Here is a 19,487-nt window from a genome sequence, read left to right as displayed (position 1 = left end):
TAAAGTAAGTAAAATATTGATCTCAATAGCGGCCTGGTTAGTAAGATTTTGATCCCGGAGCGCTCTGTTAGTATAAATTTGATCCTGAGCGTTATTATTTCTTGATCTCCCATCAGGAGCGACTAATTTTTATATTGTAGCTAGGGCACGCCCTAGTATTTCTGGCCATGTGAGTTCAACGGAATAGAACTTGAATCTTTCATATTATAAGGCTGCGCGACAATGAAAATAAATAAATTAACGGTTTTTTGTTCTTCATTATTAATTTTATCAGGCTTTGCGAATGCAGAAGCTGTGAAGGTCTATGGCCGTGTTCATGCTGGTGTGCAATATAGTGATGTTGCAAGTGAGAGTGAAACGAGTATTGAAAGTTATGCATCACGTCTTGGTATGAAAGGCGATGCAAAAATTAATGATGGGCTAGAAGTGTTTTTTAAATATGAGTTTGAGGTTAATCCTGCTGATAACGACAAAGATGGCAAAAGTGGTGAAAACATAACCGCTAGATCTCAATATGTTGGTTTGAAAGGAAGTTTCGGACAAGTATTGATTGGCCGTGATGATACAGCGATGAAAAAATCGCAAGGTAAAATCGATATGATGAACGATTTTGAAGCTGACATTAAAACGATGTTTGCTGGAGAGAATCGCTTAGGAGATACCATACAATATACGACACCTGTACTTAATCATTTGAAATTTGTAGTTAGTTATATTGCAGAAGATAACAGTAAGCAAAATGGTGAATCAGGGCTTTCTATTGCAGGCATTTATGGTGATAGTAAATTAAAGAAAACACCAATTTATATTAGTGTTGCGCACGATAATGAAGTAGCTGGGCAAGATATAAATCGTGTTACTATTCAAGGTAGGATAGGTGATGCAACGCTTGGGGGGATGTATCAACAAAGCGAAAAAATAGCATCTAATGATAAAGTGGATAGCTTTATGGTGAGTGCTTCATACAAAATTGATAGTTATAAATTGTTAGCACAATATCAAGACTCTGATGGTGCGTCAGGTAAACTATCGGATTCGGGTAATGCAACGTCAGTCGGTGTAGAAAAAAGCCTTTCAAAGCAAGCGCGTATGTATATTTGGTACTCGCAATTCGACTTAGACAACAGTCCAGAACAGGAACACATGGCGCTTACATTACGTTATGATTTTTAGTTAAATGTTTTTATTTTTTAAATAATCCTGTAACATCAATAAGCTACAAAATATTGTGGTTAAAAATTAAATTCGCAATTTTTTGGCAGCTTTTTAAAATCAGATGTACTATTTCATAAAACTGTCACACTAAGTCATAATAATGACACCAACTTCGGTAATGAAAGAGAACATTCGGATGTCACGTAAAGTACTTGTAGTTGATGATGAAGCGCCTATCAGAGAAATGCTGGTATTTGTTTTAGAACAAAATGGTTTTCAAGCTATTGAAGCTGAAGATTATGATTCCGCCATAGCCGCAATGGTAGAACCATATCCAGATATGGTATTGCTAGATTGGATGCTACCAGGCGGAAGTGGTATTCAGATTGCAAAAAAGTTTAAGCAAAGCGAATATACACGCCAAATCCCAATCATTATGTTAACTGCACGTGGTGAAGAGGAAGATAAAGTAAAAGGTTTAGAAGTAGGCGCTGATGATTACGTTACAAAACCTTTTTCTCCAAAAGAGTTAATGGCGAGGATCAAAGCGGTGATCCGTCGTGTTTCTCCGACTTCATTAGAAGAAGCTATTGAAGTTCATGGCTTGCGTCTAGACCCTATTTCACACCGTGTGACTTCTGCGGGAAGTGAATTAGATATGGGTCCAACTGAATTTCGCTTATTACATTTCTTTATGACACACCCTGAAAGAGTATATAGCCGTGAGCAATTGCTAGATCATGTATGGGGTACTAATGTATATGTTGAAGACAGAACGGTTGATGTGCATATCCGTCGTCTACGTAAAGCTATTGCACCATTAGGCCATGATAGATTAGTACAAACTGTGCGTGGTGCAGGTTATCGTTTTTCTAGCAAGTTATAAAATAGGTTAGTAATTGTTGTGTTAGGACACGATCATATATGTACCGAGTGATAAATAAACAGGCGTTATTCAAGCGCCTGTTTTTGTATTTTTTGCCTTTAACTTTGATTGGTATTCTGATCGGTGCCCCTTTTGTATTGTTATTTATTGGGGCTGTTTCATTATTATTATGGCATTACCATCAGCTCTATCGTTTAAGTGATTGGTTGTTGAACCAGCGCAGTTTTAATCCGCCAGAGGGAGAGGGTGCATGGGAGCAAATATTTGAAGGTATTTATCACTTACAGCATCGTAATCGTAAAAAGCGTAATGAATTAGCAGAACTGATTCGTCGTTTTCGTGAAGGGGCTGAGGCAGTACCGGACGCGGTTGTTGTATTACAGCAAGATATGAGTATTGTGTGGTGTAACCAGTTGGCTTTAAAGGTATTAGGCTTGCAGTGGCCCACAGACCATGGACAGCGCTTAGATAATCTGATCCGCGATCCTAAGTTTGCTAGATATATGCATGATCATGAGTTTGATGACCCACTAGAGCTTGATTCAGGTCACGCGAGTGAGCAAGTTTTGGAGTTTAGGGTTATGCCCTATGCTGAGCAGCTAATGATGGTGGTTCGAGACATAACTCGATTGAAGCAACTAGAACAAATGCGTAAAGACTTTGTTGCCAATGTATCTCATGAACTACGTACACCATTGACGGTTGTAACGGGTTATCTCGAGATGTTAGACAGTGATAACTTACCACCGCCAAGTATGTGGAACAAAGCCCATCACACCATGATTGAGCAGTGTAAGCGTATGGATAGTCTGGTCAATCAATTGTTATCATTGTCTCGTATAGAGGGAGCTCGTAAACAAGATAATGATAAGCCTGTTAATGTTCCTAAAATGCTTTCTCTGATTGAAATAGAAGCTAAATCACTTAACCAAGAGAAGCACCATCAGTTGGTGTTTAATATAGATCAATCTTTAGATATTGTTGGCTCTGCAGATGAATTACGTAGTGCATTTTCAAACCTTGTCTTTAATGCAATTCATTATACTAAGCCTGAAGGGCAAGTTGCAGTGAGTTGGCAAGTTGATGCCGATGGGCAACCAAGATTCTCAGTGATAGATAATGGTGATGGAATTGCACCAGAGCACATTCATCGATTGACCGAGCGCTTTTATCGCGTAGATAAAGCTCGTAGTCGTAAAACTGGCGGTTCCGGTTTAGGGTTAGCCATTACCAAGCATGTACTTACACGTCATGACTCTATACTTGAGATCAACAGTACTTTAGGGGAAGGGTCTACTTTTTCATTTACTTTTACAAAATCAAAGCAAGCTTTTATGACAAATACGAAAAGTCATAAAAGTGTAACTTAATAGTAATTTTTCTGTCATTGAATGACTGCAAAATAGTCTGCGTTAATTAAATGGGACGAACAATTGGAGTAACCCCAATGAAATTTAAAAGCTTAGTTGCCGCAATGGGTGTGGCTGTTACAACCTTAGTTTCAACACAAGTTTCTGCGTTAGATAAAACTTTACCAGAATATAATAAAATCAGCGGGATCTCAGGTAACTTCTCTTCTGTGGGCTCCGATACACTCGCAAACATGATGACCTTTTGGGCTGAAGAATATAAGCGTATTTACCCTAATGTAAATATTCAAATTCAAGCAGCAGGTTCTTCAACTGCACCACCAGCTCTGACTGAAGCAACAGCTAATTTCGGTCCTATGAGCCGTAAAATGAAATCTAAAGAAATCGAAGCATTTGAAAAGCGTTACGGCTATAAGCCAACTGAAGTACGCGTTGCTATTGATGCACTTGCTGTATTTGTACATAAAGATAACCCTATTGAAGGTCTTCGTATAGATCAAGTTGATGCAATTTTCTCTTCTACACGTAAATGTGGCGCATCAGAAGAAGTATCACGTTGGAGTGATGTAGGGCTAACGGGTGACTGGGCTGTAAAAGATGTTCAGCTTTATGGACGCAACTCGGTATCAGGTACTTATGGTTACTTTAAGAAAAAAGCACTGTGTAAAGGTGACTTCCGTAATAATGTGAATGAGCAACCAGGCTCAGCATCAGTTGTACAGTCAATCTCTTCGTCTGTTAATGCGATTGGTTACTCTGGTATTGGTTATAAAACGTCAGGTGTACGTACAGTGCCTCTAGCGAAAAAAGGCAGCAATTTTGTTGATGCGACATTAGCTAATGTTGCACAAGGTAAATACCCGCTATCTCGATTCTTGTACGTTTATGTGAATAAGCACCCAAATAAACCATTATCACCAATTGAATCTGAGTTCTTGAAAATGGTACTTTCTCAAGATGGGCAGAAAATTGTAGAAAAAGATGGTTACGTGCCTCTATCTGGCAAAATGGCAAGCTCAGAGCTTAAAAAGCTAGGCTTACTATAAAGTTTAATCTATCGGCCTACGGAAGGGAGATAGTATGCGCTCAAAAAAACGGTTCTTATATTAAGAGCCGTTTTTTTATTCAGATTATTACTTCTTATCCCAGTTACATTAAGTAAATAACCTCAACTTTTGATAGTAAGTAATGTTAGTTGCAAAGTAATACCAACCCCAATAATACTTACACCAATTTTATTAAAACACTAATCATTTTAGCGCTAGATGACTAGGGTCTGTTGATCTTTGCTGTGTGTTTTTGCAGCAGTCATTCGGGTATTTTGGCAAGGCAGAACCTGCGTCGCATAGTTATTCTATGTAAGTCAGGTGATAACGTAGAAAAAATGCTCGAATGGCGCTGCCCAAAGGGTTCAACCAAAGGCTTCCACTACTTTGTCATTCGCAACTGACATAAATTATTATGCTGCATTACTCATTTCGCGTAATGAAAGCCTTTGATTTGAACAAAATTCATACCTCAAAGATCAACAGACCCTAGCTACACACCACAGTTGTTGTCTGGTTACTAAGCCATTTTCCTGTCGCAATATCTGGCTATTGACTTAATGTAGTATGTTTATTTTATCTAAGAGTGAGTTGCATATTATCGATAAGTCTTACCTGACCCAAATAGGCTGCAGTGAGAATGACAAGATGTTGGTCATTGTTGCAAGCTGGTTTTAAGGTTACTGCCTCAGCAATATTAAAATAATCTGGTTTTAAGCCGCTTTTTACAAGGGTTTGCTTAGCTTGCTGTTCAATAGCATCAAAACCTTTATCGCCAGTTTGTAACGCTTTGACAGCACTGTTTAATACTTGGAAGAGCACTTTAGCGGTTTCTTTCTCTTTGGCACTTAAATAGCCATTACGAGAGCTCATAGCTAGACCATTGGCTTCTCTTTTGGTTGGTACACCTACAATTTCGATTGGCATAGAAAGATCACGAACCATGGTTTTGATCACTTGCAATTGTTGGTAATCCTTCTCACCAAAGCAGGCAATATCAGGCTGTACCATATTAAACAATTTAGTAACCACAGTTGCAACGCCTTTAAAATGTCCTGGGCGTTTACCACCACAATACCCAAGAGATATTTGTGGTACATCGACATAACTTTGTGCGGCTAAACCATTTGGATAAATAGTCTCTACATTAGGTGTAAATACTAGATCAGTGCCAAGCTCGGCAAGTCCTTGTTTATCTTCATTTAAGGTTCTTGGGTAACTGTCTAAATCTTCCGATGCGCCAAATTGCATCGGGTTCACAAAAATGCTGACGACAACTTTATCTGCTAAGTTTTTAGCTTTTTCTACCAGTGAAAAGTGACCATGATGTAAGTTGCCCATTGTTGGTACAAATGCAACACTTAGCCCTTGTGCTCGCCATGCTTTGATCTGACTACGTAAAGATTTAATTTCTGATACTGACTGCATTAGTTAAACTCATGTTCAGAGGTTGGAAAAGCACCTGATTTTACGTCTTGGCAGTATTTTTTCACAGCTTGGGGCATATTGCCTGTTTCAGCTAAGTAGTTTTTTGAAAACTTCGGAATATAACCTGCGGAAATGCCAACTAAATCATGCATGACTAAGATTTGGCCGTCAGTTTCTTTACCTGCACCGATACCTATTACTGGGATCGTCAACGCTTGAGAAATTTGCTTTGCTAGGCTTGATGGTATGCACTCTACGACCAACAATTGTGCGCCAGCTTGTTCAAGCGCTTTGGCGTCAGCAATCATTTTTTTGGCCTGTTCATCTCCTCGGCCTTGAATCTTAAAACCACCAAAAACATGAACTGATTGGGGAGTTAATCCTAAGTGCCCACATACAGGGATGCCTTGCTGAGTTAATGCCTGAATGCTATCTAATAGCCATTCACCGCCTTCTAATTTCACCATGTTAGCACCGGCGCGCATTAGTTGCGCCGCATTTTCACACGTCTGAGTGGGGTTAGCATAAGTCATAAATGGCATATCGGCGATAACGAACAGCTCTTTACTGCCAGCTCTGACACAACGAGTGTGATAAGCAATATCCGTGTTAGTCACTGCCAATGTATCATCTGCGCCTTGTAGCACCATACCAAGAGAGTCACCGACTAAAACAACGTCCACACCGTTTTCGTCAAACAGTTTGGCAAAGCTGGCATCATAGGCTGTAAGGGCCGTGATTTTGTTTTGTTCTCGTTTCATTTTTGCTAATGTGGATACAGTTACTTTAGCCATGTCGGTCCTCTTGATGGTAATTATTATTTTAGTGGGGTTAAATCATTTAAAGGTACTTCTTTAGCGATCTCACACAGTTTTTTACCGTTCGGTAGTATGAGTTCGGGAGCAATTTCAAGCAAAGGGTAAACCACAAACTCTCTGTCACATAACCCATAATGTGGCACGGTTAAACGAGATGTTTGCATTACCTCATTACCAAACAGCAAGATATCTAAGTCTAGTGTACGAGCTCCCCAGCGTTCATCTTTACGTTGTCGGCCTTGCTCAAGCTCAATCGATTGTAGCGCATCTAATAAATCTAGCGCCTCTAGGCTAGTATTAAGACAGGCGACAGCGTTAACATAGTCAGGTTGATCTTGCGGGCCCATAGGCTTTGAGCCATACAGCTGAGAATTACTTATAAGCTGAGTGTGGGGTATGGCATTGAGTGCTAAAAGTGCAGCTTCTATTTGCTCTTTAGGGGCGTTGAGATTTGCCCCCAGACCAATATAAACCTTAGTCATTCTGAGGCTTCTTTTTTGGCTTTTTACGATAGCGACGGCGCGGTTTGCCAGCTTCTTGTGGAGATAAAGTTTTCACCATTTCTTTTTGACCGTTGATATCTTGTTTTAGATAGTTGGTCCACCAGTCAGCGAGTGATTGTAGCTCGGCTTCGCCACTTTCTACTCGCAATAATAAAAAGTCATAAGCGGCTTTAAAACGAGGCTGCTGAGATAATCTATAGGCTCTTTGTCCACCACGTTTATCTAAACGCATTTGAATGTGCCACATATCACGAGCCCCAAGCGTAAAGCGTTTTGGTACGGCAATATGTTGTGAATTTTCAGCTAAGACCTGATTCATTGCTTGTGCATAAGCGTCGAACTCAGACAGCTGCTCTTGCTGCTGAAGCTGCTCACTTCGTTTTAATAAAGGGAACCATAATAAAGCGGCGTAAACAAATGCTGGTGTTACTTTTTTATCTGTATTGATACGTTGGTCTGTATTGGCAAACATCTGAGCGACAAAGCGTGATTCAAAGCCAGTTTCGCTTTGCGCTATGATGTCATCTAGGCTCGGGAAAAGTTGTTTAAATAGCCCTAACTCACGCAGCATGTGGTAATTTTGTTCTGCTTTTCCATTTAAAAATAATTTTAGTGTTTCTTCAAATAATCGAGCGGCCGGAATATTACTCAGTAAGTCAGCCAATTCATTGATTGGTGCTTTAGTTGCGGGGGCAATTTGCATATCAAGTTTAGTGGCAAAGCGCACTGCGCGAAGCATTCGAACAGGGTCTTCACGATAGCGTGTTTCGGGGTCACCAATCAGCTCGATTTTTCGTTCTTTAATTGCTGCAATGCCATTAGCAAAATCATGAACACTAAAGTCTTTTACCGAGTAATAGAGGGCGTTAATAGAGAAATCGCGACGTTCAGCATCTTCTTCAATTGTGCCATATACGTTATCTCGGAGTAGTTGTCCATGTTCGCTTGATTGGCTAATCGGGTTTTTCTTATCTTGCCCTTCATGGTGGCCGCGCATGGTGGCAACTTCAATGATCTCACGACCAAATACAATATGGGCTAAACGAAAGCGTCTGCCAATTAGGCGACAGTTACGGAATAATTTTTTTACTTGCTCAGGTGTGGCATTCGTTACTACATCAAAATCTTTAGGCTCGATACCTAATAAAATATCTCGAATACAACCACCAACAAGATAAGCATCATAGCCACCGTCTTTTAAACGGTATAATACCTTGATTGCATTTGGGCTTAATTGTTTGCGAGAAATGTTGTGCTCACTGCGCGGGATCAATTTTGGCTCAGTACAGGTTACTGGTGCCGTCTTGATATCGCTTTGGCCAACCAATTGTCTGCAAAATTTAAATAGTTTAGAAATAATAACCTGTCTCCTAAAACAGTGAATATGCCAAAAATCGCTTAATGCGTAGATGAACCTACAAGGCTCGCTATAATATACCAGTGACAGCAAAAAATTAAGTTTTGCTCTTAAATATTGTTTGTTTAAGGCACTTTCGTTAATGATTTCTCACGTACATTGGGGATTGAATGAAAAGAAAATGCGTTAACAGCCCAAGTTAATATTTCTTCAATACTAGCAGTGGCTAACTCTGGTGGTGGAATTATCCCCAAAAAACGCAGCGCTGCGAGCGTTGCTGGTACGGGGTTTTGCTTATCTATTGCTGGGGCATGATTTTGTTTTGAGAGTTTAAAGCCGGGTTTAGCTACCACTAAAGGAATATGTGCATAGTGAGGTGCTCTTTGTTTAAGCTGTTGAAATAAACCTAATTGTCTTGCAGTTGGCTCGAGTAAATCGGCACCTCTGACGACATGCGTTATACCTTGGTCAATATCATCAAGTACAACAACCAATTGATATGCAAATAAGCCATCTCGGCGTTTAATTATATAATCTTCAAAGGCTATGTCTTTTGGTATTTTGATGCGTCCTTGAACTTGGTCATTAAAAGACTCGACAGGAAAGTGCTGTTGCAAGCGTAAGGCGTTTTTTAACAAGGGTAAATTTAGCTCTTTGCAGTGGTTATCATAAAGTCCACCACGTTGTTTTATTTCTTTTCTCGTGCACTGGCATGCATAAACAATAGATTGCTGTTGCAGTTGGTACAGTGCATCTTCATATAAACTATGTCGCTGGCTTTGGTAAACAACCGAGTCATCCCAGTAGAGGCCATATGCTTCTAAGGTGTGCAGAATATCGCTATCAGCGCCTTTTACAACACGGGGTGTGTCAATATCTTCTATTCGAACGAGCCATTGCCCTTGCTGACTTTTAGCAGCTAGATAGCTGGCAAGTGCCGCAACAAGCGAACCAAAATGTAAGGGACCCGAAGGCGAGGGAGCAAATCGACCTCGATAGCTCCCTTGATTGGATAATGCTGGGGTGAGCATAATAGGCTGAGGTTAACCTCGGCCGTTTTGCTTTTCTTTAATTTCAGCCAATGTCTTACAGTCAACACATAAATCAGCTGTAGGACGAGCTTCTAAACGACGGATACCAATTTCGATACCACATGATTCACAAAAGCCAAAATCATCATCTTCAATTAACTGCAGCGTCTTTTCTATCTTTTTGATCAGTTTTCGTTCGCGGTCACGCGTACGCAGCTCCAAAGAAAACTCTTCTTCTTGTGCAGCACGGTCAACAGGATCTGGAAAGTTTGCAGCTTCATCTTGCATGTGTGACTTGGTACGATCAACTTCATTACGCAAATCTTTACGCCATGCATCTAATATTGCTTTAAAATGAGTACGTTGTACTTCATTCATGTATTCTTCGCCCGGTTTTTCCTGATAAGGTTCTAAACCGGCTTGAGCCAACAACCCTAGTCTCTTTTGGTCAGACATAGCATTCTCCTAAATCCTTAATACATTACCCCAGCTAACGCCGGCGGCTATAAATAGCAGAATCTCCCCCCCTAAGCAAACACTTTTTCACTTTTTAGTATGACATTTGCTTGGATATCTCAGCCTTAGAGACGAAATTCCGATGAGCAGCTATATGGGGGTAAATAAAATAATTTCAACCCACATTAACTGGCACTGGATGAGAGAGGGTAATTTCATGCTCTGAAATTGCAGCCTTATATGCAAGTACTTCAACACCAGCTTCATAGGCTTGAGTGAGCAAAGAGGCGTATTTTGGGTCGATGTGTTTCGCAGGTGTAACACTTTCTATGCCCTCGTGCATCACGATAAATAATAGTACAGCTCTTGCTCCTTGGCTTTTTAAAGTTATTAACTCTCTGATATGTTTTTGACCTCGCAGCGTTTGAGCATCAGGAAAATAGCCTTGTTTGTCTTCTAATAAGGTAACTGATTTTACTTCTATATAACATGCAGGCCGATTCTTTGAAGTAAGTAAGATATCAATACGGCTGTTTTCTTGGCCGTACTTGATTTCACGTTGGTGATATTGGTAGTCAGTCAGCTCGCAGATAACACCTTGCTCAATAGCTTCGCTGGCCACATGATTGGCATGATTGGTATTGACACAAATAAAGGCACCTTGGCTATTTTTTGTCAGTTCTAAAGAGTGCGGGTATTTGCGTTTATTATTATCACTGGTGGAATAGTATGCATCAAATCCGGCATCAGCACAGCCAGTCATTTTTCCTGTGTTTGCACAGTGCACGGTAAATTCCCCACGCTGTGGGCAGTGTAAATCTACTAAAAAGCGTTTGTAGCGTTTTAATAAAGTGGCTTTATCGAGTGAATTTACAAATTTCATCAATTAATCGCATTAGGTTGGGTCATCATGCTTGCTAGTGTACACTTTAGAACACTTACAAGTGCAAGAGAATATAGGATTATGTCTGACAAATTTATTGTTCGTTTGAGTGAACAAACTGCCGCGGCACATTGGGGCGTAGGTGCTTCTTTATCTTTTGATAGTCAAGGTGCTACAGTGCATTTGACTCAAGATGAAACGCTTAAAAATATTCAAAAATCAGCGAGAACTTTAGCTCAGCAGGGGATTGCCCAAGTTCAGTTGCAAGGCGAACTATGGTGTACAGAGTCGCAATGGGCCTTTTATCAAGGCTTTGTAAGTCCAAAACAATTGACCGGCGTTACTTTTGTTGAAAATGCCAAATCAGATATAAATGAGTTAGCGGCATTGCAAAGTTCAGCAACTTGGGCTCGACAAATGATCAACGGTACTGCTGAAGATATTTATCCTGAAAGTTTGGCGGGTAAAGCGGCTGAGTTTATTCAATCTTTAGCGCCAGAGCATGTGAGTTATCAAATTATAAAGGGCAAAGCATTACTTGAACAGCAATGGATAGGTATTCATGAGGTAGGTCGTGGTAGTGAGCGTCCGCCAGTATTGTTAGAACTTGATTACAACCCAACGGGTGACGTAGATGCGCCAGTAAGTGCAGCATTAGTAGGAAAAGGGATCACGTTCGATTCAGGTGGTTATTCAATTAAGCCTAGTGAAGGTATGCTGGGTATGAAGTGTGATATGGGTGGTGCTGCGACTGTAACTGCTGGGCTTGCATTGGCGATTCAACGTGGTGTAAAAAAGCGCATTAAATTATTTTTATGTTGTGCTGAGAACTTGATATCAGGACATGCATATAAACTTGGTGATATTCTTACCTACAAAAATGGTACTACGGTCGAGATTGTAAATACCGATGCAGAAGGACGTTTAGTACTTGCTGATGGTCTTATGGCGGCAGGTGAAAGTGGTGCAGAGTTGATTATTGATGCTGCAACTTTAACAGGTGCAGCTCTGGTGGCTGTGGGTCAAGAGTACAATGCATTGTTTGGTTTAGACAAAGAGCTTGTCGCAGAGGTACAGCAGTTTGCAAGTGAAGAGTTTGAAGCCGCTTGGCCATTACCTTTAGAGAAATGGCATCAGAATAATTGCCCTTCTGCTTATGCAGATACTGCTAACAGTCGCGCGCAAAAAGGTGGAGGGTTTGGTGGTGCATCAAATGCCGCAGGCTTCTTATCTCGCTTTGTACCAAATGAAGGCAAAGGTTGGGTGCATATTGATTTAGCCGCTGCGTTTCAAAATAACGCGGGTGGTCAATGGGGTGCTGGCGCAACAACATTGGGCATGCGAACCGTAGCGCGTACGCTGGCTGAAAAAGCTTAAACGCAAATAAACTCATATGATATTAATCTGAGCTTAGGATTAGTTTATCCTAAGTTCAGGTAGCAGCTATGGTATTGCCTTTTACAGTGGTGGCATTTAAGAAAGTAAAGCAGCAGCCAAGCGCACAAAGTCTGACGAAGTTAAAATACCAAGTAATTTATTGTTTTTATCTACGACAGGCATACAGCCATGGCGATTACTAACAAAAAACTCCGCTACCTCAGCAAGGCTTTTATTTGGTTGTGTGCTGGCAAAGTCAGTGGCCATAATATCTTCTACAAGGGTGTATTTTTCTTTTCTCTCTAATGCATTAGCCCCGAAAGTTGCCATGATCCCCATAACTTTGGCGATCATTATTTTTTGTGTCAGCATGCCTTGTAAGATCCCGTGATCATCAATAACAGGGATATGGCGAATATTCTTTTCTCGCATTAATTCATGGGCATCTTTTAATGACGCTTTTAGCGATACTGCGAAAGGATCGGCTGTCATTAGATCGGTAACAGTGTTTAACATCATTCTTTCCTCTTAGCTGAACATACTGAGCCTAAAAATATATTGAATCTTGAACGCTCGTTAATAAATTTAATAACTCATAGCAATAACACCGTGAATTTGTGCGGCAACAGCGGCGTTATTCAAATAAACATTGAAAATAGTATTATAGCCTCAACGTTGATTACATAAGTTATAACGCACATTTGCATGCTATGCATGAATCTAGATCAAATAGTATTATTTGTTAAGCATTTAATCACTGGTAGGGATTGAAAACCGAGGTTGAATTTTTTTATGCTCTGCTAGCTGAATGTATTTTAAGTTTACCAGTTGAGAGACTGGAACCAACTCATAGCCTTGCTGTTCAAGTTCAGGGATCGCAGCTTTTAAGAATGTAATTGTTTCTGGGTAAGGGTGGGCTATAGCAATAGCATACTGTTGCGCATCAGCTCTTAATTTAAGTGCTTCTAGCTGTAATTTTAGAGCATCATTAGTTGGGACATTGTCAAGAAAGACATGACGGTCGATATTTTCTACACCATATAGGTTGGCCACTGTTTGTGCTTGTGTGTGCTCTGTGGTGCGACTATCTAAAAAGAATAAACCCCGTTTTTTTAACACTTCCATGGTCCATTTCATTGGCTCAATATATTGAGTAAGGGCAGAACCCATGTGATTATTTACCCCTTTTACTTGTGGCAAAGTTGCTAGGGCATGGCCTAAAGTACTTTGTAATTGCCACTTATTCATAGTTAAGGTAAGAGCACCAGGACCTAGAGCTTTGTTATGTAAAGATTGCATGGGGATGTGCAGTAGCAGCTCTTTATTGGCTTTACTGGCTAAAAAAGCAAATTGTTGAGAGTAAGGGGTATGCGGTAAAATAGAAAACGACAACTGACCGGGTAATTCCAGTAGCTGTAAATCACGTTGGTGATTACCAACATCATCAATCACAATAGCAATTTGTTTTGCAGCGCAAGGCAGTGCTAAAAGCCAAATCACCAATAATCCCCAATAAATGTTTCGCACAGCCTTATTTCTTATTTTTTATAGTTATATTCTAGGATGTTGTTGGCTCTTGTTATTCAAAGTTTTTTATAACACAGCTTAGCTTTACTCTAAAGTAAGTATATTCCTAATCTACAGTAAAGCTTCACTTAGTATAAATGCCGTTTATACGATTAAAAATCGAATCTAGAGAACAATCACCCTAATGGTTTTTTAGTAATTTTTTTGCATTTAATATGTGAGAATCTAATCTCGCTAATTGCTTATTTTTGACTGTTTGTTCACCAGCCATTATAGCGCTTTTGCTTAAATGTGAAAGCACTTGGTTGGTTAGTGTGATGTCTGGCGCAATGCCTGTACCTTCAATTGAGCGCCCTGAAGGTGTGAAGTAGCGAGCCGTAGTTAATTTTAGGGCTGTTGTACCGTTACCAATCGGAATTAACGATTGAACTGAGCCTTTACCATATGATGGGGTACCCACCACGAGCGCCCTATGGTTATCTTGAAGAGCACCGGCAAGGATCTCTGCTGCAGAAGCTGAATTGCCATTTATCATGACCACCACAGGTGCGCCATTGAGAACATCGCCGCTTTGGGCAGTAAAATGCTGGTTAGCGTCATAAAAGCGTCCTTTGGTAGATACGATAGTGCCAGCGTTTAAAAACAAGTCAGATATGGCAACAGCGCTGGTCAGGGTGCCACCGGGGTTATCTCGTAAATCAATGACTAAGCCATTTAGGGCTGCACCATGTTTTAAAGCAAGTTTATTTAGATGCCTAGCAACATCATGGTAACTATTATTGTTAAAGCTAGAAAGAGATAGATAACCATTGCCATTGCTAAGCATTTGACTACTAACACTTTCTAAACTTATCTCTTGGCGGCGTAATGCAAGCGTAAGTTGATGTGCTTGTCGCTCGACAGTAATGTTTATTGTCGAATATTCAGATTTCTTCAGTAACTTAGAAACATATTCGATGTCCTTATTAGCAACATTATAATTGTTGATTGCAACCAATTTATCTCCCCCCTCAAGACCAGCTAAATCAGCGGGTGAACCAGGCAGCGTATTAATAATAACAACATGATTGGCGATGATCTCTACTTCAATACCAATTCCTGTGTAGCGGCCATTTGCCGCACTAAAAATCGCTTCAAGCTCGGTTTCAGAAAGGTATTTAGAATAGGGGTCTAATTGCGTCAGTAATTTGTCAAAATTGTGCTTATCGATATTACTCAGAGGTAAATCTTCAACGTAATAGGCATGTATGTGAAATAAAATTTCATCTACTTGCTCTTGATTAAATTGCTGTTTTGCAAAACTAGGCGGGGTGATAAAACATAGGCAAAGTAGTATGCCAAAAACAATGAGCGCCAAATTTTGATAGCTACTAACAATGCTCTGCTTGATATGATTGAATGTATTCATCTGCTGCTCCAATTATTGGTGCAGCACGGGTTAATCAATTAACTTGCTTTACACCATTTTACCGGATCGACAGCGCTCCCTTTATGCCGTATTTCAAAGTATAGACCAGAACGTGCTTGCCCGCCGCTTTGACCAACTAACGCAACAGTTTCACCTGCATTGACTAAGTCGCCAACATCTTTGAGTAATGTTTGTGTGTGTCCATATAGACTCATAAATCCTTCTCCATGGTCTATAACCATCACCCAGCCAAACCCATTTAGCCAATCTGCATATACCACTTGTCCTTGTTTGATACTATTTACGGGGGCACCTGATTGTGCTTGGATCAATACGCCTTTCCAGCTCATCCCTGCGTGTTTTTGTTGTCCAAAACGATGACGCAAGTGCCCTTTACTTGGCCAAAGTAAACGACCTTTATTTTGCGCTAAACCATCAAGTATTATCTCGGGAGGCTGCTGCGTTTGTGCAAGATCATCAAGTGTTGAAATTAAGGTTTGTTCGTTTTCTTTTAAATAGTCGATTGCTTGTGCTGTTTGTTGTAAAGCGGCATTGAGCTTTTGTAGGTGTACCTGTCTTTTCGTTTGACCCGCAACGAGGGCTGACTGGCGTTGTTCTTGTTGCGCTTTTAAAGCGCTAAGTTCATTTTGCTTGCGTGCCAGTTGTTGTTGGTTTTTAGCAAGTTCTGAAAAAACGAATTTGAGTTCTTCAAGTTGGGTGATTCTGGCTTTGTTAAAGTAGTCATAATAGCTTATCGCGCGCTCTAAATTTGCACTGCGCTGTTGGTTTAAAAGCATTTTTGAGTAATCGTGGCTGCCTGTCATATAAGCACTTTTTAGCTGGGCAGCGAGTAATTTTTGTAACTTATGCTTTTTGTTACTCAAGCTTTTTGCTTCGTTTTTCAGGGTATATTGTTGCTGCTGATTTTCAGTTATACCACGTTGGGTTAGTGACAAGGCTTTGGCATTTTTGGCAATGTTGAGCTCTTGTTGTTTTAATTTTTTGCGCAGTGATACAACATTATTTTGCTGTTTTTGATAGCTTTGTTGGCTTTTTTTTAGCTCTTGTTGTACTTCGGTTAAATCTTGCTTGGTTCTTGTTTCATTGGCAACAACCGACGTTGCCACCAATGTCAAAGCTAGTAAGATTAACTTGCTAGGGAAATTCCACATGGTTATTTTAAAGTCATGATAGGCTTACCTGTCATCTCATTTGGTTGCGCCATGCCAAGCAAGTGCAACATGGTTGGTGCAACATCGCTGAGTGTTTTACCTTCATGTGCTTGCGCATCTCGGCCTACATAAATAAAGGGTACAGGTTCTGATGTGTGTGCGGTATGGGCTTGACCAGTGCTGGCGTTGGTCATTTGCTCGGCATTACCATGATCTGCTGTGATTAACGCTTCACCACCCACTTGCTCAAGGGCATCAATTACACGGCCAATACATTTATCAACTGCTTCACAGGCTTTTACTGCTGCGCTAAACACACCAGAGTGGCCAACCATATCACCGTTGGGATAGTTACAAATAATTACGTCATAATCGCCGCTGTGAATCGCTGCTATTAACTTATCAGTGAGTAGTTCTGAATTCATTTCAGGCTGTAAATCATAAGTGGCAACCTGAGGTGATGGAATTAACTCTCGTTTTTCTCCATCAAACTCATTTTCTCTGCCGCCACTAAAGAAAAACGTAACATGGGCATACTTTTCTGTCTCTGAGATACGCAATTGGGTTTTATTATGTTTGGCAAGCCATTCACCTAACACGTTATTGAGAGCTTCGGGGGCGAAAGCCGCTGGTGCGTCAATATCTGCGGCATATTGTGTCATCATTACAAATGCGCTGAGTTTGGGTGTTACTTGTTTATTAAATCCATCAAATGATTCATCGACAAAAGAGCGAGTTATTTGACGTGCTCTATCTGCTCTAAAATTCATAAATATCATTGTATCACCATCATTGATGGTAACAGGTTGAGCATCGCTTGGCGTTATGGCACTTGCTTTAATAAATTCATCATTTTCATCACGCTCGTAAGCCGCTTCAAGTGCAGTGATGCCATTTTCATAGCGATATTGCGCTTGTGCGTTTACCATCAAATTGTAAGCGGCTTCAATACGTTCCCAGCGGTTATCTCGGTCCATTGCGTAGTAACGACCAATAATGGAAGCTAAGCGGCCGCACTTTAGTTCTGAAAATAGTGATTCTATACGTTCAATGGATGCATGCGCACTGCGCGGCGGGGTATCTCGCCCATCTAAAAAGGCATGAAAATAAACGGCTTTAGCGCCACGTTTTGCAGCTAGCTTAATACCTGCAATGATGTGATCTTCATGGCTATGCACGCCACCAGGGCTTAAAAGTCCCATAAGATGCACCGCTTTGCCAGCTTGTACTGCCTTATCGATACTTTGTACCAAAACAGGGTTATGATCAAATTCACCATCATCGATGGCTTTAGTTATTCGGGTAAAATCTTGATACACAATACGACCCGCACCTAAGTTAACATGACCAACTTCTGAGTTGCCCATTTGTCCATCAGGTAGACCAACATCTAATCCTGAGCCAGAGATCAGAGTATGAGGTTTAATTTGCCATAAATTGTCTAACACAGGGGTATTGGCTGCTAAAATAGCATTACTTTCGCTTTCTTCTCGATAACCCCAACCGTCTAAAATCATTAGAACAAGTGGTTTTTTTTGTGCAGTCATTTGGGCTCCTTTAGAACTAACTTTTTTATTTTATGCCAGAGGAATAAATTGGCATATTAGCGCGACGCCATATTTTCCTAGCATACCTTGTTTTGTGTAACTATTCAGCCCTGTTACTATGATTTATCCTCATCTAAATCGCTTGTTTTTAAGTAAGTGGGGGCTTGTTAAGGTTTGAGTGTTCCGACAAAGGGCTATACCCAACGGAATGCAAAATGTATACTGCTGGGCGATTCATTATACGGGTGCTTGAACAGTGTTATATCGAGTGCCCAGACTGTTAAGTTGGAAGGTGCATGGAACAATACATCGAATTTATTGGCAACAATGCTATTTTAAGTGTTATTTGGTTGGCCTTAGTCGCTATGATAGTGGCAAGTTGGTTTAAAAGTAAGTTTTCAGCCATTGCACAGGTGAACCCTCAGCAATTGACCTTATTGGTAAACCGAGAGAATGGGCAGGTTGTGGACATTCGCCCTGCAAAAGAGTTTAATGCTGGCAAAATTGCAGGCGCTGTGCAATTGAGTGCTGAAAAAGCAAAGCAAAGTGACTTTGCAGGACTTGAAAAGTATAAAACTAAACCCATTATACTTGTGTGCACAACGGGCATGACCGCGTCGGGTATTGCTAATACGATGCACAAAGCAGGCTTTGAGCATGTTTATGTGCTTAATGGCGGAATGGGTTCATGGCAAAGTGCGGGATTACCAATCACCGCGGGAAAATAATAGGAGCCTTTTATGACTGAGGTTGTGATTTACACAAAAGATTATTGTCCATTTTGCCACCGAGCAAAGGCAATGCTTGACGCAAAAGGTGTAACATACACTGAATATGATATTGCCAAGCAACCAGAGTTACGTGATGAAATGATAGAAAAAGCCAATGGTGGATATACTGTGCCACAAATTTTTGTCAACGATAACCACATTGGTGGCTGTGACGATATGATGGCTATTGATGCTAAAGGCGAATTAAACGCTTTACTCAACGTATAAAAGACATTAAATAAAAATTTAAAGAATTTAGGAACACTCATGACAGATCAAAACCAAAATGCGGCAACAGAACAACAAGAAAGTGCGCAATTTAATATTCAACGTATCTATACTAAAGATATTTCGTTTGAAACGCCAAATTCACCTGCGATTTTTCAAAAAGAGTGGACGCCTGAAATTAAGCTAGACATGGATACGCGTTCTGAAAAGCTAGACAATAGTGTATTTGAAGTGGTTCTTGCTTTGACTGTAACAGCAACGATTGGTGAAGAAACTGCTTTTTTATGTGAAATTCAACAAGCAGGTATTTTCTCAATCGCTGATTTAGAAGAAGTACAAATGGCACATATGCTAGGCGCTTTTTGTCCGAACATTTTGTTCCCATATGCACGCGAAGCCGTAGCTAGCCTGGTAAATCGTGGTACTTTCCCACAGCTAAATCTAGCACCAGTTAACTTTGATGCACTATTTGCTCAATATATGCAACAAAGAACTGCGCAAGCAGAGCAAACTGCTGACGCATAA

20 protein-coding genes are annotated in these 19,487 nt (G+C 40.5%); 8 read left to right on the top strand and 12 right to left on the bottom strand.

Annotated features, from left to right (window positions below; genetic code table 11):
- Positions 1-222: 222 nt before the first annotated feature.
- From OCI93_RS08660 to OCI93_RS08645, 4 genes are all read left to right on the top strand, one after another.
- Positions 223-1,173: a porin gene (locus OCI93_RS08660; protein ID WP_261591999.1), complete on the top strand. Its 951-nt coding sequence runs from the start codon at positions 223-225 to the stop codon at positions 1,171-1,173.
- A gap of 178 nt (positions 1,174-1,351) precedes the next feature.
- Positions 1,352-2,041, top strand: a complete 690-nt coding sequence (gene phoB / locus OCI93_RS08655; RefSeq protein WP_070985814.1) for a phosphate regulon transcriptional regulator PhoB — start codon at positions 1,352-1,354, stop codon at positions 2,039-2,041.
- 38 nt (positions 2,042-2,079) lie between these two features.
- On the top strand, positions 2,080-3,411 hold the full coding sequence (gene phoR / locus OCI93_RS08650; protein ID WP_261592000.1) for a phosphate regulon sensor histidine kinase PhoR: 1,332 nt from the start codon (positions 2,080-2,082) through the stop codon (positions 3,409-3,411).
- A 77-nt stretch (positions 3,412-3,488) separates the two neighbouring features.
- Positions 3,489-4,457, top strand: a complete 969-nt coding sequence (locus tag OCI93_RS08645) for a PstS family phosphate ABC transporter substrate-binding protein (protein WP_261592001.1) — start codon at positions 3,489-3,491, stop codon at positions 4,455-4,457.
- A 576-nt stretch (positions 4,458-5,033) separates the two neighbouring features.
- On the opposite strand, the gene panC is transcribed toward OCI93_RS08645, so the two are convergent.
- The 7 genes from panC to sfsA form a co-directional block, all read right to left on the bottom strand.
- Entirely contained in the window at positions 5,034-5,885 is an 852-nt protein-coding gene (gene panC, locus OCI93_RS08640) for a pantoate--beta-alanine ligase (RefSeq protein ID WP_261592002.1), read from the bottom strand.
- A complete protein-coding gene (panB, locus tag OCI93_RS08635; protein ID WP_261592003.1) occupies positions 5,885-6,679 on the bottom strand; it encodes a 3-methyl-2-oxobutanoate hydroxymethyltransferase in 795 nt (264 codons plus the stop codon). The genes panC and panB overlap by 1 nt, the downstream gene beginning before the upstream one ends.
- A gap of 23 nt (positions 6,680-6,702) precedes the next feature.
- The gene (gene folK, locus OCI93_RS08630) at positions 6,703-7,185 is read right to left on the bottom strand and encodes a 2-amino-4-hydroxy-6-hydroxymethyldihydropteridine diphosphokinase (RefSeq protein WP_261592004.1); all 483 of its coding nucleotides are present in this window, start codon (positions 7,183-7,185) and stop codon (positions 6,703-6,705) included.
- Positions 7,178-8,533 (bottom strand): polynucleotide adenylyltransferase PcnB, encoded by a 1,356-nt coding sequence (pcnB, locus tag OCI93_RS08625; RefSeq protein ID WP_261592005.1) that lies wholly within the window; start codon positions 8,531-8,533, stop codon positions 7,178-7,180. The genes folK and pcnB overlap by 8 nt, the downstream gene beginning before the upstream one ends.
- A gap of 155 nt (positions 8,534-8,688) precedes the next feature.
- The gene (gluQRS, locus tag OCI93_RS08620; RefSeq protein WP_261626213.1) at positions 8,689-9,594 is read right to left on the bottom strand and encodes a tRNA glutamyl-Q(34) synthetase GluQRS; all 906 of its coding nucleotides are present in this window, start codon (positions 9,592-9,594) and stop codon (positions 8,689-8,691) included.
- A gap of 12 nt (positions 9,595-9,606) precedes the next feature.
- Positions 9,607-10,050 carry an RNA polymerase-binding protein DksA gene (gene dksA, locus OCI93_RS08615; protein ID WP_261592007.1) on the bottom strand — a complete coding sequence of 148 codons (444 nt, stop codon included), beginning with the start codon at positions 10,048-10,050 and terminating at the stop codon, positions 9,607-9,609.
- 175 nt (positions 10,051-10,225) lie between these two features.
- Complete coding sequence (sfsA, locus tag OCI93_RS08610; protein ID WP_261592008.1) at positions 10,226-10,933, bottom strand: DNA/RNA nuclease SfsA; 708 nt, start codon at positions 10,931-10,933, stop codon at positions 10,226-10,228.
- Between the two features lie 81 nt (positions 10,934-11,014).
- Between sfsA and pepB the strand changes: the two genes are divergently transcribed.
- Entirely contained in the window at positions 11,015-12,310 is a 1,296-nt protein-coding gene (gene pepB, locus OCI93_RS08605; RefSeq protein WP_261592009.1) for an aminopeptidase PepB, read from the top strand.
- A gap of 96 nt (positions 12,311-12,406) precedes the next feature.
- On the opposite strand, the gene OCI93_RS08600 is transcribed toward pepB, so the two are convergent.
- From OCI93_RS08600 to gpmM, 5 genes are all read right to left on the bottom strand, one after another.
- Complete coding sequence (locus OCI93_RS08600; protein ID WP_261592169.1) at positions 12,407-12,826, bottom strand: CBS domain-containing protein; 420 nt, start codon at positions 12,824-12,826, stop codon at positions 12,407-12,409.
- A gap of 234 nt (positions 12,827-13,060) precedes the next feature.
- A complete protein-coding gene (locus OCI93_RS08595; RefSeq protein ID WP_261626212.1) occupies positions 13,061-13,837 on the bottom strand; it encodes a divergent polysaccharide deacetylase family protein in 777 nt (258 codons plus the stop codon).
- 181 nt (positions 13,838-14,018) lie between these two features.
- Positions 14,019-15,245, bottom strand: coding sequence for a S41 family peptidase (locus tag OCI93_RS08590; RefSeq protein ID WP_261626211.1), 1,227 nt, complete (start codon positions 15,243-15,245; stop codon positions 14,019-14,021).
- A 38-nt stretch (positions 15,246-15,283) separates the two neighbouring features.
- Positions 15,284-16,417 carry a murein hydrolase activator EnvC family protein gene (locus OCI93_RS08585; protein ID WP_261592012.1) on the bottom strand — a complete coding sequence of 378 codons (1,134 nt, stop codon included), beginning with the start codon at positions 16,415-16,417 and terminating at the stop codon, positions 15,284-15,286.
- 2 nt (positions 16,418-16,419) lie between these two features.
- Complete coding sequence (gene gpmM / locus OCI93_RS08580) at positions 16,420-17,964, bottom strand: 2,3-bisphosphoglycerate-independent phosphoglycerate mutase (RefSeq protein WP_261626210.1); 1,545 nt, start codon at positions 17,962-17,964, stop codon at positions 16,420-16,422.
- A gap of 296 nt (positions 17,965-18,260) precedes the next feature.
- On the opposite strand from gpmM, the gene OCI93_RS08575 reads away from it, so the two are divergent.
- Genes OCI93_RS08575 through secB form a run of 3 tightly spaced genes read left to right on the top strand, consistent with a single transcriptional unit; the run spans position 18,261 to position 19,487 of the window.
- The gene (locus OCI93_RS08575) at positions 18,261-18,692 is read left to right on the top strand and encodes a rhodanese-like domain-containing protein (protein WP_261592014.1); all 432 of its coding nucleotides are present in this window, start codon (positions 18,261-18,263) and stop codon (positions 18,690-18,692) included.
- 12 nt (positions 18,693-18,704) lie between these two features.
- Positions 18,705-18,962 carry a glutaredoxin 3 gene (gene grxC, locus OCI93_RS08570; protein WP_261592015.1) on the top strand — a complete coding sequence of 86 codons (258 nt, stop codon included), beginning with the start codon at positions 18,705-18,707 and terminating at the stop codon, positions 18,960-18,962.
- A 39-nt stretch (positions 18,963-19,001) separates the two neighbouring features.
- Positions 19,002-19,487 (top strand): protein-export chaperone SecB, encoded by a 486-nt coding sequence (gene secB / locus OCI93_RS08565; protein WP_261592016.1) that lies wholly within the window; start codon positions 19,002-19,004, stop codon positions 19,485-19,487.

Origin of the sequence: Pseudoalteromonas holothuriae (assembly GCF_945859825.1) — a bacterium.
Classification (GTDB): Bacteria; Pseudomonadota; Gammaproteobacteria; order Enterobacterales; family Alteromonadaceae; genus Pseudoalteromonas; species Pseudoalteromonas holothuriae.
Note: the sequence above shows the minus strand (reverse complement) of the source record. Positions and strands in the feature narration are given on the sequence as shown.